The 22,218-nt window shown below is 68.9% G+C and carries 19 protein-coding genes and 3 pseudogenes; 7 read left to right on the top strand and 15 right to left on the bottom strand.

Features of this window, described 5'->3' with window-relative positions:
• Positions 1–155 precede the first annotated feature (155 nt).
• The 3 genes from ABZX90_RS42365 (at position 156) to ABZX90_RS42355 (ending at position 5,561) form a co-directional block, all read left to right on the top strand.
• Positions 156–1,778, top strand: coding sequence for a glycoside hydrolase family 76 protein (locus ABZX90_RS42365; protein WP_355213569.1), 1,623 nt, complete (start codon positions 156–158; stop codon positions 1,776–1,778).
• A gap of 313 nt (positions 1,779–2,091) precedes the next feature.
• Complete coding sequence (locus ABZX90_RS42360; protein ID WP_351129914.1) at positions 2,092–3,132, top strand: LacI family DNA-binding transcriptional regulator; 1,041 nt, start codon at positions 2,092–2,094, stop codon at positions 3,130–3,132.
• Positions 3,133–3,533: 401 nt separating this feature from the next.
• A complete protein-coding gene (locus ABZX90_RS42355) occupies positions 3,534–5,561 on the top strand; it encodes an RICIN domain-containing protein (protein WP_355213562.1) in 2,028 nt (675 codons plus the stop codon).
• A gap of 118 nt (positions 5,562–5,679) precedes the next feature.
• Here ABZX90_RS42355 and ABZX90_RS42350 read toward each other — a convergent pair whose 3' ends face one another.
• The 4 genes from ABZX90_RS42350 to ABZX90_RS42335 all read right to left on the bottom strand — a co-directional run bounded on the left by ABZX90_RS42350 (position 5,680) and on the right by ABZX90_RS42335 (position 11,307).
• Positions 5,680–8,034 (bottom strand): glycoside hydrolase family 3 N-terminal domain-containing protein, encoded by a 2,355-nt coding sequence (locus tag ABZX90_RS42350; protein ID WP_355213561.1) that lies wholly within the window; start codon positions 8,032–8,034, stop codon positions 5,680–5,682.
• 134 nt (positions 8,035–8,168) lie between these two features.
• Entirely contained in the window at positions 8,169–9,110 is a 942-nt protein-coding gene (locus ABZX90_RS42345; protein ID WP_351129920.1) for a carbohydrate ABC transporter permease, read from the bottom strand.
• Positions 9,107–9,958, bottom strand: coding sequence for a sugar ABC transporter permease (locus ABZX90_RS42340; protein WP_355213568.1), 852 nt, complete (start codon positions 9,956–9,958; stop codon positions 9,107–9,109). Before ABZX90_RS42340 ends, ABZX90_RS42345 begins: the two co-directional genes overlap by 4 nt.
• Before the next feature lie 56 nt (positions 9,959–10,014).
• A complete protein-coding gene (locus ABZX90_RS42335; RefSeq protein ID WP_351129923.1) occupies positions 10,015–11,307 on the bottom strand; it encodes an extracellular solute-binding protein in 1,293 nt (430 codons plus the stop codon).
• Between the two features lie 347 nt (positions 11,308–11,654).
• On the opposite strand from ABZX90_RS42335, the pseudogene ABZX90_RS42330 reads away from it, so the two are divergent.
• Positions 11,655–12,233 (top strand): annotated as a pseudogene (locus tag ABZX90_RS42330) (maleylpyruvate isomerase N-terminal domain-containing protein); the annotation flags it as partial.
• A 13-nt stretch (positions 12,234–12,246) separates the two neighbouring features.
• Here ABZX90_RS42330 and ABZX90_RS42325 read toward each other — a convergent pair.
• The 4 genes from ABZX90_RS42325 to ABZX90_RS42310 all read right to left on the bottom strand — a co-directional run bounded on the left by ABZX90_RS42325 (position 12,247) and on the right by ABZX90_RS42310 (position 14,716).
• Positions 12,247–13,008 carry an isocitrate lyase/phosphoenolpyruvate mutase family protein gene (locus ABZX90_RS42325; RefSeq protein WP_355213560.1) on the bottom strand — a complete coding sequence of 254 codons (762 nt, stop codon included), beginning with the start codon at positions 13,006–13,008 and terminating at the stop codon, positions 12,247–12,249.
• Between the two features lie 7 nt (positions 13,009–13,015).
• Positions 13,016–13,828, bottom strand: coding sequence for an SDR family oxidoreductase (locus ABZX90_RS42320; protein WP_351129928.1), 813 nt, complete (start codon positions 13,826–13,828; stop codon positions 13,016–13,018).
• A 97-nt stretch (positions 13,829–13,925) separates the two neighbouring features.
• The gene (locus ABZX90_RS42315; RefSeq protein WP_351129930.1) at positions 13,926–14,270 is read right to left on the bottom strand and encodes a helix-turn-helix domain-containing protein; all 345 of its coding nucleotides are present in this window, start codon (positions 14,268–14,270) and stop codon (positions 13,926–13,928) included.
• The gene (locus tag ABZX90_RS42310) at positions 14,267–14,716 is read right to left on the bottom strand and encodes an SRPBCC domain-containing protein (protein WP_355213559.1); all 450 of its coding nucleotides are present in this window, start codon (positions 14,714–14,716) and stop codon (positions 14,267–14,269) included. Before ABZX90_RS42310 ends, ABZX90_RS42315 begins: the two co-directional genes overlap by 4 nt.
• A gap of 316 nt (positions 14,717–15,032) precedes the next feature.
• On the opposite strand from ABZX90_RS42310, the gene ABZX90_RS42305 reads away from it, so the two are divergent.
• On the top strand, positions 15,033–15,695 hold the full coding sequence (locus tag ABZX90_RS42305; RefSeq protein WP_351129935.1) for a methyltransferase domain-containing protein: 663 nt from the start codon (positions 15,033–15,035) through the stop codon (positions 15,693–15,695).
• A gap of 114 nt (positions 15,696–15,809) precedes the next feature.
• On the opposite strand, the gene ABZX90_RS42300 is transcribed toward ABZX90_RS42305, so the two are convergent.
• The 4 genes from ABZX90_RS42300 to ABZX90_RS42285 all read right to left on the bottom strand — a co-directional run bounded on the left by ABZX90_RS42300 (position 15,810) and on the right by ABZX90_RS42285 (position 18,334).
• Entirely contained in the window at positions 15,810–16,313 is a 504-nt protein-coding gene (locus tag ABZX90_RS42300) for a hypothetical protein (protein WP_351129937.1), read from the bottom strand.
• Positions 16,314–16,486: 173 nt separating this feature from the next.
• Positions 16,487–17,101, bottom strand: coding sequence for a dihydrofolate reductase family protein (locus tag ABZX90_RS42295; RefSeq protein ID WP_355213558.1), 615 nt, complete (start codon positions 17,099–17,101; stop codon positions 16,487–16,489).
• A gap of 191 nt (positions 17,102–17,292) precedes the next feature.
• On the bottom strand, positions 17,293–17,508 hold the full coding sequence (locus tag ABZX90_RS42290; protein WP_355213557.1) for a hypothetical protein: 216 nt from the start codon (positions 17,506–17,508) through the stop codon (positions 17,293–17,295).
• A 145-nt stretch (positions 17,509–17,653) separates the two neighbouring features.
• A complete protein-coding gene (locus ABZX90_RS42285; protein ID WP_355213556.1) occupies positions 17,654–18,334 on the bottom strand; it encodes a TetR/AcrR family transcriptional regulator C-terminal domain-containing protein in 681 nt (226 codons plus the stop codon).
• Positions 18,335–18,405: 71 nt separating this feature from the next.
• Here ABZX90_RS42285 and ABZX90_RS42280 point away from each other — a divergent pair, with 71 nt between their 5' ends.
• Entirely contained in the window at positions 18,406–19,515 is a 1,110-nt protein-coding gene (locus ABZX90_RS42280) for an FAD-dependent monooxygenase (protein WP_355213555.1), read from the top strand.
• Positions 19,516–19,631: 116 nt separating this feature from the next.
• On the opposite strand, the gene ABZX90_RS42275 is transcribed toward ABZX90_RS42280, so the two are convergent.
• The gene (locus ABZX90_RS42275) at positions 19,632–20,465 is read right to left on the bottom strand and encodes a PIG-L family deacetylase (protein ID WP_351129949.1); all 834 of its coding nucleotides are present in this window, start codon (positions 20,463–20,465) and stop codon (positions 19,632–19,634) included.
• 485 nt (positions 20,466–20,950) lie between these two features.
• On the opposite strand from ABZX90_RS42275, the pseudogene ABZX90_RS42270 reads away from it, so the two are divergent.
• Positions 20,951–21,126 (top strand): annotated as a pseudogene (locus ABZX90_RS42270) (IS5/IS1182 family transposase); the annotation flags it as partial.
• Positions 21,127–21,152: 26 nt separating this feature from the next.
• On the opposite strand, the gene ABZX90_RS42265 reads toward ABZX90_RS42270, so the two are convergent.
• Positions 21,153–21,737, bottom strand: coding sequence for a GNAT family protein (locus tag ABZX90_RS42265; protein ID WP_351129952.1), 585 nt, complete (start codon positions 21,735–21,737; stop codon positions 21,153–21,155).
• A 364-nt stretch (positions 21,738–22,101) separates the two neighbouring features.
• A pseudogene (locus tag ABZX90_RS42260) lies at positions 22,102–22,218 on the bottom strand (DinB family protein); the annotation flags it as partial.

Raw genomic sequence — 22,218 nt, 5'->3', positions numbered from 1 at the left:
TCCCGGCCGCGACGCCCGCGACCGCCGCCACGCAGGTGTGCGTACGGGCCTGTGACACGCTGGACCCGTCGCAGGCCCGGCAGGAGAGCTTCCCCGTGCCGAACAAGAACCTCAACGGCCGTCGCCTCGCCCTGCACGTGTCCGAAGCGGACGACATGGCGTGGGCCAGCATCGACGACGGCGTGACCGGCGACTCGGTGTGGCTGGACCGCTCCTGGGACGGCGGCGCCACCTGGGAAGGACTGCTCGGCAAGGCGAGCATCCCAGGAACCTGGACCGGTACCAGAACACTGATGTACAACATCACCGATCCCCGCAACCACCGACGCGGGCTCGTGCGGGCCTGCGGCGACGCCGCCGGCGTCGGCTGTACGAACTGGGCCTACCCCACCGTCTGCGACGCGCTCTGCGACCGCACCGACGCCGGCCAGGCGGCCGGTGACGACCAGCCGGTGCCGTCCACCACCCTCTACGGCCGCACGATCCGCCTGCACGTCGACCAGAAGAACTCCATGGCCTGGGCGAGCATCGACACCGGCGGCGCCGGCGACGAGATCTGGCTCGACCGCTCCTGGGACGGCGGTTCGACCTGGCCGGACGGCTCATCGCTCGGCCGCACCAGCACCCCGTCCGGGGCCACCGCCACCCGTACCGCGATGTACGCCACCCGCGATCCGCGCGGCCTCCTCCACGGCGGCGCGGTCCGCGCCTGCGGCCGGGAGGCCGCACACCAGGAGGGCAGCTGCACCGCGTGGGTCAGGCCCGCGCCGACCAGGGCGCGCGCCGCGGCGGACGCGCTGATGACCTCGTACGACCCGTACAACGGCTGGTGGCCCAGCAGTTGGTGGAACTCCGCCGCGACCCTCACCTCGATCATCGACTTCGCGAGGACCACCGGCCGGCACGACTACGACTGGGTCATCGCGCGCACCTTCGACCAGAACAAGGGCGTCTTCGCCGCCGGTGTGCGCAGCTCGGACGCGATCGAGGGCCACTTCATCAGCCGTTCCATCGACGACTCGGGCTGGTGGGCCATCGCCTGGCTCGACGCGTACGACTACACCGGCGACTCCCGCTACCTCGACGAGGCCGTCACGATCGCCAGCTACGTCCAGCGGTACTGGGACCCCGGCACCTGCGGGGGTGGCGTTTGGTGGGACCGCGAGCGCACCTACAAGAACGCGGTGACGAACGGGCAGTACCTCTGGCTGACCACGGCGCTGCACCAACGCATCACGGGCGACACCCTGTGGCTCCAGCGGGCCAGGACAGCCGCCGCCTGGTACCGGTCCAGCGGGATGATCAACTCCTCGGGTCTTGTGAACGACGGGCTCACCTCGGCCTGTGCCAACAACGGTGGCACCGTGTGGAGTTACAACCAGGGGCTGGCGATCGGCGGCTTCACCGAACTGTGGAAGTCGACCGGGGACGGTGCTCTGCTGGCCACCGCGCGGACCCTTGCCGACGCCGCGATCAGCAGCCCGGCGCTGACCCGGGACGGAGTCCTCACCGAGTCCTGCGACGTCGGCTCCGCTTCATGCGACGACAACCAGAAGCAGTTCAAGGGCATCTTCATGCGGAACTTCGCCGGCCTCGCGAAGGCAACTGGTTCCAGTACCTACCAGAGTTACGTTCAGAAGCAGGCGGACACACTGTGGGCGCAGGACCGCAGCTCCCTCAACGCCCTCGGTGAACGCTGGGCCGGCGCCGGCCCCCAGCAGACCGACTGGCGTACCCAGGCCAGTGCCCTCGGAGCGCTGACCGCGGCCGTGGGCTGACGGGCGGTTGGACCGGGGGGACGGAGGGACGAGGGAGGCTCTGGCGGCCACGCACCGGACCTGGCTGCGGGATCCGGTGAGCAGTCAGTTCCTGTTCGACACCGGTCCTGGCGTCACCTCGCCGGCGCGATCGCGGGCGCCGTTCTGGCCGACGCGATGTTCGGCGAGCAATTGGTCATACCAGCGCGTCGCAGAACAGTGCGCTCCGGTCTTGCCTCCCCGTCCCCGGGCCCGTTACGTTGCGGCGGAGTTTCTGGCCAGGTGCGCGGTGCGGTCCGGCGCATCAATGTTCGGCGTACGGAACGGACATCGGGTGACAGGTCGAGCCAAGGGCCGGCAGGAAGCGCAGCACGGTCTGCTCACGAGCATCGCCGCCGAGGCGGGGGTCTCGCTCAGCACCGTGTCCAAGGTGGTGCACCGGCGCCGGGACGTGGGCGCGGCGACACGGGACCGGGTCGAGGAACTGCTGACGCGGTACGGGTACGTCCGCCCGTGGGAGCGGGGTTCCGGGACGCCCCGGCAGATCGTCGTCGTCTTCCGTGACCTGTCCGGGCCGTACACACTGGAGGTCGCCCGCGGCATCGTGGACGCGGCCGGTGAGTTCGGCATCGACGTGGTCACCGGGACGACGAGCCGGCGGTCGATCTCCGGGTGGCTGGAGGAGTGCGTGGCACTCGGCGCGGTGGGGATCGTGATCGTGATCTCCATGCTGGCCGAGGAGGACCAGCGGCGGATCGTCGAGCAGCGGCTGCCGGTGGTGCTGATCGACCCCCTCAGCGCGCCTTCGCAGGACATTCCCAGCATCGGGGTGACGAACTGGAGCGGAGCCCGGGACGCCGTCCAGCACCTGCTGGCGCTGGGGCACACCCGGATCGGCATGGTCGCGGGCCGCTCGCACTCCCTGGCAGGGGCGGCGCGCGTGCACGGCTACCGGGCCGCGCTGGAGGAGGCCGGGGTCGCCTACGACCCGGCGATCGTCCGCTCGACCGACTTCGACTACACCGAAGCGCTCACCGCGAGCCTCCAGATCCTGCGGGCCGGCGACCCGCCCACGGCCGTTTTCGCGGCCAGCGACGCGCAGGCGCTCGGCGTGCTGGAGGCCGCCCGGCAGCAGGGGCTCTCGGTACCGGGCGATCTGTCGGTCATGTCCTTCGACGACACCCTCGTCGCGGCCATGGCCTGCCCGCCGCTGAGTGCGGTGCGCCAGCCGTTCGAGGAGCTGGGGCGCGAGGCGACCCGGGTGCTCATGGATCTCGCCGAGGGCCGGCCGCCCGCGGCGCCGCGCATCGAGCTGGCCACGGAACTCGTACTACGGACCTCGACGTCCGTGCGCCACCGGGTCAGTACCCCGTGACACGCGAGGCCCACACCCCTTGACCCGCGAGGTCAATACCTCGTAACCCGAAACCGCGCGAAACCCTTTCGCAACGTGCCGGTGACAGCGCGATGTCCCCTGCGAATACTGGCTTCCTGCCTCGCACCCCCTTCCCCTCCCGTGGAACCCCACGGAACCCCATGCAACCCATGCAACCCATGCAACCCGTGGATCCGCAGGGAGCGGGGTGCGCTGTTCCCCCGCTGAAAGGAACGCCGTTGAAAAGATCCTGGGCGCGAAAGGTTTTCGCTCCGGCGACGGCCTTCGGCGTAGGCGTGGCATTCGCCATCGCCTCCGCGACGAATGCGTCGGCGTATCAGCCGAGTCCCGCCAACTTGTATACGGCGGACAACACCGCCGCGTGCAACAAGAGCCCGTGCGTGCTCTACCCGAAGTCGGCCCAGCTGCCGGACGGCCGGATCGTGGCCACGTTCGAGAACGACCAGACGGCTCCGGTGGGCCAGACGCTGCCGGTCTACAAGAGCGACGACAACGGCACGACGTGGGCGAAGCTGTCCGGCGTCAAGGCCCCGGCATACCTGTCCGGCGACAGCGCGTACGCGAAGTACACGAGCAACTGGACCAACCCGTATCTCTACGTGCTCCCGCAGAACGTCGGAAACCTGAGCGCCGGCACGCTGCTGCTCGCGAGCATCGTCTCGGGCGACGACTACTACTACGAGGAGCAGAAGGCCGCCAACTCCAGCTGGACGCCGACCAGTGACGGCGACCGCAAGGACGTGGCACTCGCCCTGTACGCCAGCACGGACGACGGCGCGACCTGGAGCTTCGAGAACATCATCGCGGCCGGGAGCTGGCAGGGCGGCAGCGCGGGCAGCGTCGGCCGCGTCTCGACGGCCAACACCTACGCCCAGGTCGACCCCGTCTGGGAGCCGCACCTGCTCGCCCACAACGGCACGCTCATCGCCTACTACTCCGCCGAGGACGACTACACCGGCTACGACACCGGCACCGGCGCCCCGACCCTGGACCCGGCCAACGGCACGGCGACGGACTCCGGCGGCCAGGTGCTCCTCCACCGCACCTGGAACGGCAGCAGCACGACGTCCTGGAGCAGCCCCGTCGTCGACGTCCCGGGCGCCACGGTGAGCATGGGCAACGGCAAGACGGAGATCGGCGGCGGCCGCCCGGGCATGACGACCATCGCCCCGACGACCGACGGCAAGTGGCTCCTGACGTACGAGTACTGGGGCGGCGGGACGAACGTCCGCTACCGGATCTCCGACGACCCGACGAAGTTCTTCTCGGCGACGGACTCCCCCATCACCTCGCTGCCCGTGCCCTCGGGCGGGAGCACGCTGTCCACCGGCGGCAGCCCGGTTCTCCTCCCGATGCCGGACGGACGGATCGTCTACAACGCCGCGGGCAGCGGCGACGTCTGGGTGAACGAGTCCGGGCTGAGCACGGGCACGTGGAAGGAGTACAGGACGCCGATCGCCGCCGGATACAGCCGCAGTCTCCAGTACGTCGACGGCACAGGACGCGTCCTGATCCTCCAGGCGTCCTGGAGTGGTGGCAGCGTCGGGCCGGTGAAGTACGCCGAGGTCGACCTCGGGCGGTCCGACGGCGCCTACTACAGCCTCGTCAACCGGCTGACCGGCCAGGTCCTCGCCACCGCCTCCGGCAAGACGCAGGACGCGAGCCTGACCGGGAACACCCCCGACCTCGTCCTGAGCGCCGCCGGCTCCACGGCCGACACCCAGCGCTGGCACCTGACCGCCAAGGGCAGCAACGTGACCCTGCTCAACAAGGCCGGGGGCCGCTCGGTCGCCATCTGGACCGGCACCGCGACGGCCGGGCAGAAGCTGGCCCAGTGGGTCGACGACGGAGCCACCGACAAACAGTGGACCCTCGTCTCGTCGACCAGCGGGTACTACAAGCTCCGCTCGGTCCTCAACACCAGCCTGTACATGACCGGTTCGACGGCGGGCGGCTCCGTCACAGTGGCGGCGTCGACCACCGACGGCTCGCAGGACTGGCAGTTGGTCCAGGACCCCCTCCCCACGGACTCGGCCTTCACTCTGAAGGGCACGTACTCCAGCCGCTGCCTCGACGTCCCGAACGGCCAGACGGGTGTCCAGGTGCAGATCTACGACTGCTCGGGCAACGCCAACCAGACCGTCACCCGGACCACGGCCGGCGAACTGCGCGTCTCCGGCAAGTGTCTGGCCGCCGACGGTGACGGCACCAGCGCGGGCACCAAGATCATCCTCTGGCCCTGCAACGGAAAGTCCAGTCAGAAGTGGTCGTTCCGCGTGGACGGCACCATCGCCAACCGCTCCAACGGTCTGGTCATCGACGTGACCAATTGGGCCACGGCCAACGGCTCGAAGGTCGATCTGTGGACCCCGCTGGGCAACGCCACACAGCAGTGGAGCCGAGGCTAGGACCTGTCCGGTCGGTCACGGCGGAGACGCGGGGTGTGGCACACCGGTTCAAGAGGAAGGCGGCGCCACCGGATCGGATCGACCGGTGGCGCCGCCCTCGCTCACGCGTCCCTGCGGCTCACTCCCGTTCGACGGTCACCGGCACGGTGTGCTGTCGTACGACTGTCGCGTCCCGCTCCTCACCGACCAGCCGCACGACGTCCCGCACCGGAGTGTCCAGGCTGGATGAGCCCGCCTGGAGCACGATCTCGCCGGGCTCGACGATGCGGCGGCCGGCCAGGCCGGTGAAGGCCAGGCGGTCGGTGTGGACGTGGAAGCGGACCGTCGCCCGCTCGCCGGGGGCGAGAGCCACCTTGGCGAAGCCGAGCAGGGAGCGCACGGGCCGCGTGACCTGGGCGACCGGGTCGACGGCGTACAACTGGACGGTCTCGGCGCCCGCGACCGTCCCCGTGTTCCGCACCCGCGCGCGGACTGTGAACTCCCCGTCCGTCGGCACCTGTTCGCGGTCGGCCGCGAGAAGGTCGACCTCGAAGTCGGTGTAGGACAGCCCGTGGCCGAAGGGGAACGCGGGGGTGGGGTCGAGGTTGGACAGGAAGCTCTGCCGGTCGGCGAGCGGTGGGTGCAGGTAGGTGTACGGCTGGCCGCCTGGCGAGGTGGGGATCTGCACGGGCAGCTTGCCGCTGAAGTTGGCGCTGCCGGACAGGAGTTGGGCCACTGCCCGGCCGCCTTCCTCCCCCGGCAGGAAGACCTGCACCATGGCCGCGGCGGCGGACGCGAACCGGCCCACGGCGTAGGGCCGGCCGCTGCTGACGATCAGCACCACGGGCTTCCCGGTCGCCAGGACCGCCTCGGCCAGCTCCTCCTGGACGCCCGGCAGACGCAGGTCCTCGACGTCGCAGCCCTCCCCCGAGGTGCCGATGCCGAACATTCCCGCCTTGTCGCCGACGACGAGGACGGTGAGGTCGGCGGCGGTCGAGGCCGCCACGGCGGCCGGGATGCCGGAGCCGTCCTTGTCCCGGATCGGGCAGCCTTGGACGAACTCCCACTCCACGGACGGAAGTTCCTCGGCCAGCGCGGTACGCAGGGAGACCGCCTCGACCCCGTTGCCGAGGTCGTCGCGCTCGGCGAGGACGTGGTTGGGGAAGCTGTAGCAGCCGAACATGGTGCGTACGTCGTCGGCGCACGGTCCGATCAGCGCGATCCGGCCGCCGGCCGGGAGGGGCAGGGTCCCGTCGTTGGACAGCAGGACGGCACCGGCCCGGGCCACCGCGAGGGCGAGCGCGCGGTTCTCCGCCTTGTCCAGGTCGAGTTCACCCGCGCGCAGGGCGGGCGGCCGCGGGTCCCAGTCGGCGTTCAGGAGCCCGAGTTCGGTCTTCTGCCGCAGCACCCGGCGTACGGCGCGGTCGACCAGGTCCTCGTCGACCGCGCCCTGCTCGACGGCGTGCACGAGGGCGTCACCGAAGCCGCGCTGGTCGGGCAGTTCGACGTCCAGGCCTGCGCGCAGGGCGAGCGCGCCGGCGTCGGGCAGGTCGGCGGCCACCCGGTGGGCGTTGACCAGGAAGGGAAGCGACCAGTAGTCGGAGACGACGGTGCCGTCGAAACCCCAGGCGTCGCGCAGGACATCGGTCAACAGCCACCGGCTGGCGGCCGGTGCCTCACCGTCGATCTCGGCGTACGAGTTCATGACCGAGCCGACGCCCGCGGCGACGAGCCGTTCGAAGGGCGGCAGGATGACGTCGAGGAGTTCGCGGCGGCCGGCGTGGACAGGGGCGTGGTTGCGGCCGCCCATGGAGGCGGAGTACCCGGCGAAGTGCTTGAGCGTGGCGTACACCCCGGCGCTCTGCAGACCGGTGACGTACGCCTCCCCCATCTCTCCGACCAGGTGCGGGTCCTCGCCGTAGGTCTCCTCGCAGCGGCCCCAGCGGTAGTCACGGATCACGTCGACGACCGGGGCGAGCCCCTGGTGGACGCCCGCCTCGGCCAGGTCGGCACCGATGGCCTCGCCGACCCGGCGGATCAGCTCCGGGTCGAAGGTGGCCGCCATGCCGAGCGAGGTGGGGTAGATCGTCGCGCCGTAGGCGGTGAAACCGGTCAGGCACTCGTCGTGCGCCATGGCCGGGATGCCGAGCCTGCTCTGCCGGACGATCTGCCGCTGGCGCTCGGCCAGGGCCCGGGAGTGCTCCAGGGCGGGCCGGGGCACGGTGCCGTACGGGCGGGTGAGCTGGCCGAGGCCGTGCCGGGCGGTCTCGGCGAGGTCGCCGACCCGGTCGAAGATGCTGGTGCCCGGCGCCACCTCCGGGCCGGCCGGTTCGACGTCCTCCCACGCGCTGCTGAGCTGCGCGACCTTCTCCGGGAGGGTGAGCCGGGCGAGCAGCGCCTCGACCCGATCGGGCATCGGCAGGGCGGGGTCGGTCCAGGGGCGGTCGTCCTCCCGCTGGGGGATGCCGCCGTGGTCCGGGACGGTGGTCGTCATTCACGACTCCTCAGGGATTGCGCGGGTGCTCGCGAGGGGGCGTGCGGGTGTGCGCGGGCACGCCGACGGGGCCGGGCGCGCTGCCCGGCCGCTGCTCGGAGCGAACTGTCGGCTGAAGTGGGTTACGAACTTGGTTACTTGGAGAAACCGGCGGTGAGACCGGCGACGAGCTGGCGCCTGGCGAGGATGAACAGCGCGAGCATCGGCAGGGTGGAGAGCACCACCGCGGCCATCGTGGCCGGTACGTCGATGCCGAACTGGCCCCGGTAGAGGGTCAGCGCCAGCGGCAGCACGGCCTTGTCGCCGCTCTGGGTGAGGATGAGCGGGAAGAGGAAGCCGTTCCAGACCTGGAGGCCGTCGTAGACGGCGACGGTCATCAGCGCCGGGCGGGCCAGGGGTGCCGCGAGCGAGAAGAGCATGCGCCAGTCCCCGGCACCGTCGACGATCATCGCCTCGAACAGGGAGCGGGGCACGTCGCGCAGGAAGCTCACCAGGATCATCACGGTGATCGGCAGCGCGAACGCCGCGGACGGCAGGACGATCGCGAGCAGACTGTCGTACAACTGCATCCTGATGATCAGCAGGTACACCGGGATGATCACCGCCTGCAGGGGGATCGCCAGGCCCAGCAGGTACAGCCGGAACGACACGCGGGAGAGGCGGCTTCCGGCGCCCCGGACGATCGCGAAGGCGGCCATGAGGGCGACGGTGACCGTGAGGACGACCGTCCCCGCGGTGACGACGACGCTGTTAAGCAGATAGGTCGTGAAGTCGCCGTCCAGGACGGTCCGGTAGCTGTCGAGCGTCGGGTGGCCGGGCAGGGCCAGTGGGCTGTCGGCGGTGAAGTCGGCGCGGCTGCGCAGGCTGGTCACCACCAGCCAGTACACGGGTACGACGACGATCGCCGCCCAGAGGAGCGTGGCGCCGCCGGTGAGTGCCCGCCGTACCGAGCCGACGGCCGTGCGGCGGCGGGCGGGACCGGAGCGCGACGGTGCTGCCGGTCGCCCGGCGGGGCGGTAACGGCCTGTGCCCGCGCGGGGGTCGGTGTCGTGGACCTTGGTCACGGTGGTGCTCACATGCCCTCCTGTCGGCTGTCCATCCGGGTGAAGCCGGACAGGCGGGTGGTCAGCAGCGACAGGCCGAGGCCGAAGACCACCAGGAGTGTGGCGACGGCGCTGGCCCGGCCCATGTCGTGGGCCTGGAATCCGGTGATGTACATGGCCAGGGGGAGGACGCGGGTGGCGGTGCCGGGGCCGCCGGTGCCGCCGGACAGGACGAAGATCAGATCGAAGTAGGTCAGCGAGCCGACGAGCATGAGCGTGCTCGAGGTGACAATCGTGTACTTCAGCTGCGGCAGGGTGATGTGCAGGAAGCGAGCCATGGGCCCGGCGCCGTCGAGGGCGGCGGCCTCGTACAGAGCCGTCGGGATCTGGCGTATGCCCGCCTGGTAGAGCAGGGCGTGGAACGGCACGAACTGCCAGGCGATCACGAAGATCACCGTGTACAGGGCGAGGTCCGGCGAGCCGAGCAGCGGCTTCGCCAGCCAGTGCAGGCCGGGCGTTGCACCGATGCCGAAGGACGGATCGAGCAGCGCCTGCCAGGTCAGGCCGATCGCCACGGCGGACAGCAGCAGCGGGAGGAAGAAGAGGACGGAGAACAGCGCCCGCACCCTCCCCCTCGGTGCCTGGAAGACACCGAGGGCCAGCGCGATCGGCGTCTGGACCAGCCAGCTCACCGCCATCACCTTGACGGTGAGCCCCAGCGCCTGCCAGGTGGCGCCGTCGGTCAGGACGCTGATCCAGTTGGCGAGGCCGGCCCAGCCGATGGAGCCGAGGCCGTCCCAGCGGGCGAGACTGAGCGCCACCACCCCGACGAGGGGGACCAGGCCGAACAGGCCGAAGAGAAGCAGTGCGGGGGCGGCCATGAGAAGGCCGCTGCTGGGGGCGCGGCCTCCTCTCCGGCGCGCGGGGATGGTGACCGTCACGACGCCGCCTTGCTCATGTTCACACCGAAGTCGGCGGGCGAGTTCTGGCGCAGGAACGACTTGTCGGTGTTGGTCAGCAGCGGGTCCGCCTGGTCGGACGGCAGTGCCTGGTCCCACGAGAGCTGGAAGCCCGGCGCCTTCTCCACCAAGTTGTAGACGAAGGTCAGCCACGCCTTGTCGGACGACGAGTTCACCGCCGCCAGCTTGGACTCCAGACCCTTGACCGGCGGCACGCTGCCGGCGGCGAGATAGGCGTCGACCTGGGAGCCGTCCAGGACGTAGTCCTTGAGGTACGTGAGCGCCGCGGACCTGTGCTTGGTCGACGAGTTCAGCGACAGGAAGTTCGAGGGGTTGCCGACGATGCTGTTCGGGTCGCCGGCACCGCCGGACAGCGACGGGAAGGCGGTGTAGCCGAGATCGCCCTTCTTCAGGAAGTCGGGCGCGGCCTTGGCGATGTTGGCGTACTCCCAGGTGCCCATGACCTCCATGGCCGCCTTGCCCGTGTAGAGCAGGGCCGTGGAAGCGCCCTGGTCGTAGCTGACGGAGGAGGCGTTGTCCCCGAAGGCCCCGGCCTTCGACAAGTCCTGGAGGTACTGGTTCGCCTTGGTGACCGACGCGTCCTTCCACATCGACGCGTCACCGGAGGCGATCTTCGAGAACACCTGGGAGCCGCCCTGGCGGTCGAGCAGATACTCCAGGTACATCAGCGTCGGCCACTTGGAGTTCGCGGCGAGGGAGAGCGGCGTGACGCCCTTGCCCTTCAGCTTCTTCACGGCCGCCAGCAGGTCGTCGTACGTCTTCGGCGGCTCGACGCCCGCGTCGGCCAGCACCTTCTTGTTGTAGTAGAGGACAACCGGGGCAAGGCCGTTGGCGGGCACGCCGTAGACCTTGCCGTCGAACGTGGCGCTCTGCATCACGCTCGGGGTGAACCGGTCCGTGTTCGCCTCGGACGCCGTCAGCGCGTCGACCTTGCCGGCCTGGACGTAGTCGTTCAGGGCCCCGCCGCCCCAGCTGAAGAAGATGTCCGGGGCCTGGTTCGCGCCGAAGGCGACGCGCAGCTTCTGCTTGTAGTCGTCGTTCGCGAACAGCCGCAGGGTGATCTTCGCGTCGGCGTGGTCCTTGTTGTAGGCGTCGACGGACTCCTTGAGAATCGTCTGGTCGTTCAGTGCCCACATCGTCAGACCCTTCGCGGACGAGTCCGCGGACGATCCGGACGGTCCCGAAGTCCCGCACGCGGCAAGGCCCATGGCCGCCGTGAGGGTGACCGCGGACGCGAGGACGCGTCGCATTCTCGGGCTTCCGAGACGTCCGTTGACCGGTATTCCCCGCATGGTGTGCCCCTCTTCTTTCACATGCCGTCGGTGGCCAGGCAGACCGGAGACCGGTACGAAAGGCTTTCGGATGCCACGCTTCCGACGACCTGCCTGCTGGCCGGGACACTGACACGGAGTTCACGGCCGGGACAAGGACGGGAAATGCCCCGGTTACGAAATGTTTTCGCGAGCCGGTGTCAATGCGCGGAAGACAGGGACCCGCCGACCGCACGTGCCGGCCGTCGCCCGTCGCCCGTCACCTGCGACCCGGAGCCGGCGCAGATCGAACTGCCCTCGGGAATCGGCCAGGGCAGACATTGGGGGGCAAGGGGCAGCGCCGCTGGGCCGGCATCGTCGGCGCAGGGCCTGCCGACGCTCCCCCGGCCGCGACCGCTTCGGAAGGTGCCCCGGCGGCACCCCGGGAGCGCGAGGCCCTGCTGGCCTGGTCGGCCGAGTCCACGGAGCAACTGCTGGGCGCACTGCGGGAGTCCGGCCCGGATCGCGGCTGCTGGACGTGGTGGGGTGGGTCGCAGTCGCCGCAGACCTGTGGTGGCGTCGCCCGGCACCAGCTCCAGGAGGTCGCTGTGCACACGTATGACGCCCAGATCAGCCTGGGCGCCGAACGGCCGCTGCCGGACGAGGCGGCACTCGACGGTGTCGAGGAGTTCCTGTTCACCTGCTGCGCGGGGACGGACGCCTGGCCGCACGAGCCCGCTGCCGTCGACTACCACGCCACCGAGGGCCGATCCTGGTGCTTCTCGCTCTCCGCCGACGGCGCGCGGAGCATCCGTCTGCCCACGCCCGGCACGATGCCCGCCACCGCTACCGGCGAGGACCCGTACGCGGCCGACGCCTCCCTCCGGGGCACGGCCGGTGAGCTGGTGCGGGCCCTGTACGGCCGTACGAACTGGTCCGTCACTTCCGTGCCTTGAGGAGGGACTGGAGATCGGTGTGCAGGTTGTCGAGTGCGCTGCGGTACAACTGGGGCCCCACGGACACCCGGGCCACACCGATTGCACGAAGCTCGTCCAGCGACCCGCGTTGCAGCGGAAGGCCGGCGTTCACCGGCGCGCCGACCTCGGCAACGATGGCCCGGAGGTCGTCCGGCCCGGCTCCGGGAGGGAACACGCAATCGGCGCCGGCCGACCAGTACTCCGCGGCCCTGCTGATCGCGTCGGCACGTCGTTGGTGCTCGGCCAGAGGCGACGTGGGGAAGAAGGAGTCGATCCGGGCGTTGATGACCAGCGGCACCCCGATACGGTCGGCGGCTGCGCGCATCTGCGCGATGTAGGTGGCGCGGACACCGACGTCGATCAAGCCGCCGTTGGCGTGATCACTGTCCTCGATGTTGCAGCCGACGACTCCGATCCCGCTCAGCAGCTCGACCAACTCCTCCGGTGCCATCCCGTAGCCCGCCTCGGCGTCGACGGTGACCGGTACATCGACAGAGGCCGCGATGCGTCGGGCGACGAACATCATCTCCTCGCTCGGGGCACCCTCGCCGTCGTCGTAGCCCAGAGCGGCGGCGATCGCGTTGCTCGCGGTCGCGACCACCGGGAAGCCTGCGCCGACGACGGCGCGGGCGCTGCCCACGTCCCAGGCGTTCGGCAGCACCAGCGGGACGCCCGGGACGTGCAGGGAACGAAGCAACTCGGCCTTGTCGGTCTGATCGGACATCGCGGCCTCAGTCGACGAGTGCGCCGGCGGACAGATTTGCGATGGTGCCGGTCATGGCTCCAGCTCGATCCGAAGCCAGGAACGCGGCCGTCTCTGCGATTTCGGAGAGCGTGGGCAGCCTCTTCAGAAGCGTCCCCTGCACCATCCCCCCGCCTTCGAGCATCTCCTGGACCGTCTGCCCGCCTGCTGCCGCCATGGGCTTGAAGAGGTCCTTGGTGTAGGAACCCGCTGCCGGCGCATCGACGACAGCGTGGGGACGGATGCAGATCACCCGGATGTTGCTGGGTGCCAGCTCCGCGGCCAGAACCCGCGAGAAGGCCTCCTTGCCGGCCGCGCTCACGCTGTGCCCCAGGATGCCGCCCACAGCCAGTTTGGAACCCGGTTCGGACAACGTCAGGATGACACCAGGACGCTCGCGACCCATGTGCCGCGCCACGGCTTTGCTCGTGATGAACAGCGTCTGGAGAAAGCCGTCGATCGGCCGCATGAACTCCTCCAGCGAGAGGTCCGCCAGCAAAGTCCCCTGGTCGTGCATGACGCTCACGGCGCTGAGGGCGATGTCGATGCTGCCCGCCGTCTCCGCGATCGCATCGGCGTGCTTCTCGACCGCCGACTGATCGAGAACGTCGACTTGCGCGGTCTCGACGGTTCCGCCCGCCGCGGTGATGTCACGAGCCACGACGTCGAGCTTCGCCTGCGTCCGCCCGGCGATGAAGACCCTCGCGCCTTCCCGGGCGAATACCCGTGCGATTGCGCCGCCGATGGCGCCCCCGCCTCCATAGATCACAGCGTTCTTGTCGTCAAGCAGCAATCCACTCATAGCTCCTCCAAAGGTGATTGGTCATTGCGTGCGACGTCGCCAGGGCGCCGACATGGGTCGAGAGGGTCGCCAGAGCCCCGTTCCAGCGGCCCGTTGGTCAGTCTTGGTCGCGCTTCTGACGCTGGATCTGTTCCGCGATGCGCTTGATGCGGTTCAGTCGTGCATCCCAGGTCTTGCCGACTTCATTCAGTTGCCGGACGGCTCGGGCGAGCTGCGCCTCGTCGACTTCGTAGCGCCGCTCGCGGCCTATCGGTGTCGCGTGTACGAGGCCTGCGCGATCGAGGACGCCCAGGTGCTTGGTGACCGCTTGGCGCGAGATCGGGAGGCGATCGCTCAAGCTGGTCGGCGTGCCGACTCCTTCAGCGAGCAGCAGGTCGAGCAGGCGGCGCCTGATGGGGTCGCCGATCGCCGACCAGAGTTCGTCATCGACGGCGACGCTCATTGCGCCGCCACGGAAGGGGCGTACTTCTGCAGTTTGGGCAGGAACATGTCCCAGCCGCGCTCGTGGTCATGGAAGGCCTCCTCGAGCACAGCGGCTTCCCAGCCCTTCTCCCGCCAGCCGCTCTCGGTCAGGCGCAGAATCGTGCCGTCGCCCGAGGGCTCGAGCTCGATGGTGACCAGGAGAGAGTTGTCCGCGTCGGGCAGCTGACCGTCAGGAGAGACCCAGCGGAAGGCGAACTTGCGGGGCGGATCCACGTCGACCACCGCGATCTGTTCAACCGCAGCGCGGTCGCCCCACACCAGTTCGCCGACCGCGCCCGGCGCAGGCTCGAACGACGCGTCATCGGACCACCACATCTTGATGTGCTCGGGACGAATCACCACGTCGAACACGATTTCCGGTGCGGCGTCGATGCGGATCTCGCGCTCCAACTTTCCGAACTCCACTACGGACCTCCAATAAGCAACCATCGGTTGCGTATGACCCTAGTCGCGGTGTCGGTGATCCGCAACCTTGCGTTGCGTAATGACCGTGAGGTCGACGACATGGAGCCCGTCACCAGGCGACGGCGCCCTTCGATGGACAGAGGTGCCTTGCGATGAACCGGAGGGATCAGACCACGCCCGGGCGCTGCGCCAGGCCGACCTGAGCTGCCCGGCCCCGGCCGCGTGACAAGCCGCTGGCCATGGCCGGGCCAACGGGCGGGAGGGCAGTTCGTGATTCTCTCGGCTCGCCTCAGCGCCAGGAACTACTGTCGCGAGCATGGTCGAACACGATGCCCTCGCCGCTACCCGCGAGGCCTACGACGCTGTTGCCCCCACGTATGCGCAGCTGTTCCGCGACACGTTGCGTGACAGTCCCCTGGACCGCGCGATCTTGAGTGTCTTCGCCGAGGTCGTAGGGGCGAGTGGGGACGGTCAGGTCGCGGACCTGGGATGTGGGCCTGGCCATGTCACCGCCCATCTGGACGAGTTGGGGCTGGCGGCGTTCGGTGTCGATGCCTCTCCTGCGATGATCAAGCTGGCTCGACAGGCCTATCCGGGCCTGCGGTTCGACGTGGGCTCGATGGCGGCCTTGGACATCGCTGACGGCGTGCTGGGCGGCGTACTCTCACGTTGGTCCATCATCCATACTCCGCCGCAGGAACTCCCCGCTGTCTTGGCGGAGTTCCACCGTGTGCTGGCTCCTGGCGGCCACCTTCTGGTCGGCTTTTCGGCAAGCGATGATCCGTCTCACCCGACGCAGGTCTTCGATCACACGGTCGCGCTCGCCTATCGGTGGTCCCCTGATCACCTCGCCGCGATGCTGCGTAAGTCCGGGTTGGCCGAGGTAGCCCGGATGGTTCGCGAGCCTCAACCCACAGACCGACGGCAGTTCCAAGAAGTCCAACTACTGGCCCGCAAGGCCCAGGCAGGGACTGCCTGACCGAAGAAATAGCCGCATCGAGCAGAACGCCGCCACCATCCTGGGACGCGGCCACGGACGAGATCGAGGAGTAGCGGGAGAGGTTGGACCGGGCGTCGGGGCGGGAATCGTCGCTCACGCAGGCTTGGCTGCCATCAGTTCGAGGTAGTGGCGAGCACGGTCCAGATAGTGGGTGCTGTCGGCGACAAGGTCCACTCGGGTGGGCGGAGCGCCGTGATCGTCGGTAAGGACGGCTTCAGCAGCCTGGAAGAGGTGGAACACGCAGTGGAGTTGCCCGTCCCCGGAACTCTCCGCGCCTCCGGGCACCTCCGGCACGGTGGGAACGCGGACACCCCACGTTCCCTCGATCTCCTCCTCCGTCGCCAGACTGGCCAGGTCGGCGAGCACTGAAGCCTGAGCCCTCGCTGTCTCGACGAACTGATCTGCTGCGGGAAGCCGGGACAGCTCCACACCGCCGGCGGCGAACGCCTGAACATCTGCATCCAGCGCCGCTTCGAGCCCCCGGACCGCGGCAGCCCAGATGTCTGCCCAAATGGTCACCGTCCCGGGCGGTGCGGCTGTCGCGGCCGACTTCAACGTCTCCAATGCAGTCATCAGTTCAGGATCAGTGGTCTTCATGACGGGGATCCTGCCTCACTGTGTGTGGGCTCACGCTCGCAAAGCGGCACATATTTGGGAGCGGGTGGGTTTTGCCCTTCGCGCCCGCCGCGCCGGACGCCGGCATACCCAGCGCGTCGGCCGACCAGCGAAGCGCCGCCGATTGCCCGATGTGAGGTTCTGCGATGACCTTGTCAGAGGACGTCGTAGGTCAGGTGTGTCGCGGTCGATGTCGAGGTCACGCTCCGCTGCACCAGAGTGCGCGGCGTGCCGCCGGTGAACAGGGGCGTCCCGGCGCCCAGCACGACCGGCGCGAGGTGCAGAGACAGCTCGTCGACCAGCCCGGCCTCAATCGCCGAGCCGATCGTGGCGCCGCCGCCCATGAGGACGACATCGAGGTCCTTGCCGCTGTCCGTCGACGCCGCCTCGGCGCGCTCGCGCGCGGCGGTGACGGCGTCGGACAGACCGGTGGTGACGAACGTCCAGTCGAGGTCGGTGAGCCGCACCGACTTCGGCGGCGAGCTCGTCACGACGACGAACGCGGGCTTGCCGACCTCGTCGGCACCGTAGCCGACCCGATCGTCCCAGCCGTTCGGCCCGTCGACCAGGTCGAAGAGCCGGCGGCCGAGTACGACGGCACCCGAGCGGGCGGTCCCCTCGCGCAGGACCCGGCGGTCGTCGGGGTCGTCGGAAAACGCCCAGGCGTGCACGGCCTCGCCGCCGGTGCCCAGGCCGTTGTCCGGGCCGGGGTCGGGCCCAGTGACGAAGCCATCGACGGAGACAGAAATGTCAGCGATGATTCGAGTCATACCAGGGCAGACCTGATCCGCTGCCCAAATTCATCGCTCACACGTGAAGCGTGGTCCGGAACCCCGCAGCGCCAGAGCGGCGATGACCCGCGACCCCGACAGTGCCCACAGCGGCGCCTACATCGATGGGGGCGTGGACATGAGGGGGTCTTCTTCGTTCTGCCCGGCGTTCAGCTCTGGACGCGGCGCTGTCAGTGGTCCCAGACGCCGGGGCCGCCTCCGCGCCATTCGATCCAGTCCGCGGCCCTGACGTCGGATGGTTCGACATCGTCCATGCCGGCGCGGCCGAGGAACTCGGCGATGTCGAGCAGGGTGTAGGCCATGCCGACGAAGCCGGCGGCGACACGGACTCTGCGGCCGCCGTCCGCGGCAGGCGGGTAGACGACGACGGGCTGATGACTAGCCATGTATTGAGAGTGCGGGCCCCGCCGGTTGCGCGCATGCGGAGTGGTCGTGCCGTTCGCAGGCTGGTGCAGGGCCTCACATCGCTCACATCGCGAGACATGCTGATCTCAGCTGACCAGCGGATCCCTGGGTTGTCTCAGCCGCGCGTCAGCCTGAGATACGGGCTTCAATTCCGTCTAGCAGGAAGTCGAGGCCGATCCGGAAGGTGTGGTCGGCGTCCAGGTGGGCGGCATCGCGCACCACCGTGGCCAGCGCGGGGAATCGGCCGGTGGCGAAGGTTCGCTCCAGATAGGGCCCGAGTGAGGCCTGCCAACGCTTCTCGTCCATCCCGGTGGCCCGCTCGGCACGCCGCTCGGCGATCTCCCGACGCACCGCGCCGATCGCGTACGCGTTGACTGCGCCGACCACCGGCATGATGGCGTCCACGTCGACGCCGTCCAGCGCGGCCACCACAGTCTCCCCGCTGGCCAGCGCGTGCGGCCCGAGCTGGGGTCGGCCACCCAGTAGATCGGCGAGCCATTCGTGCTCGTGAACGGCGTGTCGAGTGGCTTCGGCAAGAGACCGGAGCACCTCCCGCCAGCCGTCTCCGACCGGCCGGATCTCGGCGTGGACGGCGTCGACCATGAGGTCGAGCAATTCCTCCTTGCTCGCCATGTAGCCGTACAGCCGCATCGGACGGACGTCCAGCGCGGTGGCGACCTTGCGCAGCGACACCGCGTCCAGGCCGTCCGCGTCGGCCAGCTGGATCGCCGCTCGCACGATCCGCTCCCGGCTCAACGGGGCCGGCACGGGTCGATTCGGTGGCTCCGGCCTCTCCCACACCAACATGCCGCTAACAATACATCGCATCGGACGATACAGTGTATCGGCCAGTACGACGTATCGAAGGGGAAGCAGCCATGACCATTGCCATCGTCGGAGCCGGCCTCGGCGGCCTGGCTCTCGCCCGTGTGCTGCACGTGAACGGCATGGATTCCGTCCTGTATGAACGTGAATCGTCGCGCGGTGCGCGCGGTCAGGGCGGCATGCTCGACATCCACTCCGGCCAGCGGGCGCTGCGCGAGGCCGGTCTGATCGACCAGTTCCACGCGATTGCCCGTGGTGAAGGCCAGGACATGCGTCTTCTCGAACCGGATGGCACCCTGCTGCTCCAGGAGGACACGCCCGACGACGCCCCGCTTGAGCGACCCGAGGTCGACCGCGCCGATCTGCGCAACCTGCTGCTGGATTCCCTCCCCGAAGGCGTGGTGCGCTGGGGGCACACGTTCAAATCCGCCGACAACGGCCTGCTGCGCTTCGCCGACGGCGGCAGTGCGACGTACGACCTGCTGGTCGGTGCGGACGGCGCGCAGTCCCGGGTCCGCGCGCTGCTCACCGACGCCCGCCCGGCACATATCGGCCAGAACGTCGTCGAGCTCGGCATTCCCGACATCGACCGCACGCACCCGGACCTCGCCGCGATGGTCGGGCGCGGCAATTACTGGGTGCTCGGCAACGGACTGTCCCTGGCGGCGCAGCGCAACGGCGACGGCCGCGTTCGCATCGGCCTCAGCTTCTACAACACCGCAGAGGATTGGTTCGCCACCAGCGGGATCCCGTTCGACGACCCGGCCGCCGCCCGGGCGCGGCTGATCGACCTGCTCCCCGGCTGGGACTCACGGTTCACCGCGCTGATCGCGGCCTGCGACGACACGGTCGTGCCGCGGTCGATCACCACTCTCCCGGTCGGCCTGACCTGGCCCTCGACGCCAGGCGTCACGCTGCTCGGCGATGCCGCGCACCTGATGCCGCCGGTGGGAGAGGGCGCCAACATGGCGCTGCTCGACGGCGCCCTGCTCGGTCTCGCGCTGGCCGCGCACCCGGACTGCTTTCCCGCCGCCGTCAAAGAGTACGAACGCGAGATGTTCGAACGCACCGGCGCTGCCGCCCGGATGTCCGCGGACATCCAGGAATTGCTGACGTCGCCGGACGCCGCCCAGAAAATGCTCGCATTCTTCCAACCTGGCTGAAGGTAACCAAGTACGACCAGGACAGCCACCCGATCCTGGACTTCGACAACTTCACCATCGCAGCGACGGATACTGAGCGTGACGGACAGATGCCGCCCGGCCGGTCGGCGGGCGGATCAGCGCAGTCCGGCGAAGAGATCGTTCTCGGGTACGGCCGCACCGGTGGCATCCTGGACACGTACGAAGGTCTCCATGCCCATCAACTCCCCGAACCTCTCCTTGCCCATCTTGAGGAAAAAGATGTTCTCGCCCTGACTGGCGTGCGCGGCCAACGCGTCGAACTTCTGACCGCTGAACGCGGTGGCGTCCACCCACGTGGTGATCTCGTCGTCGGGGAGCCCGATCTTGGCCATCGCGGCGGCCTCGGCAGGATCCGGCTCCGGCATGTCCTCATGGAACTCGCGAATGATCTCGCCGAACCGCTGCATCATCGAGCGGGGCATCGTGGTCCAGTACACCTTCGGTGTCAGCGTGGTCATCTCCAGCGCCGCCATCGTGATGCGGTGGGCCTGGATGTGGTCGGGGTGGCCGTAGAAGCCGTTCTCGTCGTAGGTGACGACCACATCCGGTCGATACTGCCGCATGAGTTCCGCGAGTCGGGTCGCGCCTTCCTGCACGGGGGTCTGCCAGAAGGATCCGGGGGCGTCGTTGCTCGCCCAGCCCATCATCCCGGAGTCGGCATACCCCAGCATCTGCAGATCGCTGACCTTCAGGACGTCACAGCTCGCCTCAAGTTCTTGACGGCGCATCAAGGCGACCGCCGCCGGATCGTGCCCGGGATCGCCCGGCTTGACACCCCCCGGTCCGTCACCGCAACCGCCGTCGGTACACGTCACAAGAACCGTGCGGATGCCTTCCGCCGCGTACATCGCGAGGACCCCTCCGGTTCCGGTGGCCTCGTCGTCGGGGTGGGCGTGTACTGCCATGAGCGTCAAGGGCCGGTCAGTCATGAAACAGTCCTCCTGCATAAATACGTCTCGGTCCGAGTGCGCGGCGGCGTGCGGCGCCGCGCCCCTCAGTCGATGCAACCGTGCCGGGGGGACCGGCTGTTCCCGGCGCGGCCGCTTGGCCTTCCAGGTGTCGGCGTTCAACGCGAACGAGGCACAGGAGCGACCTGCATGTCTCAGCGCCACGTCGGAGATCCGACTTCCATCCGGCACCAGTCGTGAGATTCCGACAGGAAGATTGAGACACTACAGCTGGCTGTGGGATCTCGCGGTTCGTTTCCCAGGGTGCCGCTTTGACGTGCAAGTTCTCGGACTGACTCACGGCGTGGCCAGGAACTCCTGTCTCAGAAGACGTTGAATCCGATCTTTCTTAATTCGCGATCACTCGTTCGTGGCACTGGTTGCCGTCCAGGCGCCGGTCGGCACGTTCATGCCGAGGTTCGGTGCATGGAGCGAGAGTCGTATCCGAGCGACTTGGGCGCTATCCGCCTCATGATCTGCCGGCATGGTCGGCGGTGTTCTACTACTTCACGCTGTGGCGCGAGGACGGGCTCGACCAGCAGATCCAGGAACTGCTGAGCTGCCAGGTGCGGGAGAAGGCCCGCCGATTGGAGGACCGTCCCTCGTGGTTATCGACACGCAGTCCGTGCGCGCGGCCGCGGGGGGACGCGGCCTCTACCAGAGACGGACTCAACGCCGCTCTTCGCGATCTGGAATCAGCACGGCCGCCGGCCGCCACTCTCGCCTGATCAACCCGAACACCCACGAGTCGGATACCTCGCCGTTCACGACGCAGTCCTCCCGCAACGTCCCTTCACGCAGGAATCCGATCTTCTCCAGGACCCGGGCAGATGCCACGTTGCGCGTATCGGTCTCGGCCTGAACTCGATTCAGGTCCAGTGTGTCGAATGCCCACTGCAGCAAGGCGTGCGCGGCCTCCGTCGCGTAGCCGTGTCCCCACATCGCTTCGTCGAGGACGTAGCCCAACGACGCACTGCGGTAGTCCGGGTTCCATCCGGTCAGACCGCACCAGCCGACGAAGGCCCCGTCAGAAGCGCGGTCGATGGCCACCCGGGCCCCCGTGCCTTCGTCCGCCATCTTCCGGCACATGTTGATGAAGCATTCGGCACGGGCTCGTTCGTTCCACGGCGGGGAGTCCCAGTAGCGCATCACGTAGGTGCTGCTGTGCAGGGCGAAGAGCAGGTCCGCGTCGGCGTCCGTGAAGGGGCGCAGTCGCAGGCGAGCGGTGTGCAGTACGGGGGTGGCCAAAGTCATGCGCACCATCTTGTGTCCTCATGCGGCGGGCAGAACACCGAATATCCGATCCCGGTCCGATCCTCACGACCAAGGCTCCGCCTACCAGCAGATCGTGCACGGCACGACTACTCGGCCTGCCCACCGACGCCCCAGACATGAACGTCACCCACAGGCGCCTCGCCCGCCAAGGCTTCCTCACCCAACCCGGACGAGGTCACTACTAGAAGACGGACTTAACGACCTCTCAGGATCAGTGGCATTTCCTCGCGGCCCACTTCAAGAGTGCAAACGTTGCCTGATCCGGCACGAGAGAAGCTCGCAGCCACGGAGGGGCACGGAGTCCTCGTAGGTTTCCGAAGCTCGATCGCCGGTTACCGGGAAGTCACATTCGGCGCGGTACGACTCCGTCCTGCCAGCGGTAGAGGTCGCGCAGCAGGGAAATCTCGGCGCCGTGAGCGATCAGCTCCCTGTTGACGTGCAGGACGATGCCCTCCATGGG

Source organism: Streptomyces sp. NPDC002935 (assembly GCF_040611295.1).
In the GTDB taxonomy this organism is placed as follows: Bacteria; Actinomycetota; Actinomycetes; order Streptomycetales; family Streptomycetaceae; genus Streptomyces.
The sequence above is the reverse complement of the archived record's forward strand: the minus strand, read 5'-3'. Positions and strand labels throughout refer to the sequence as shown.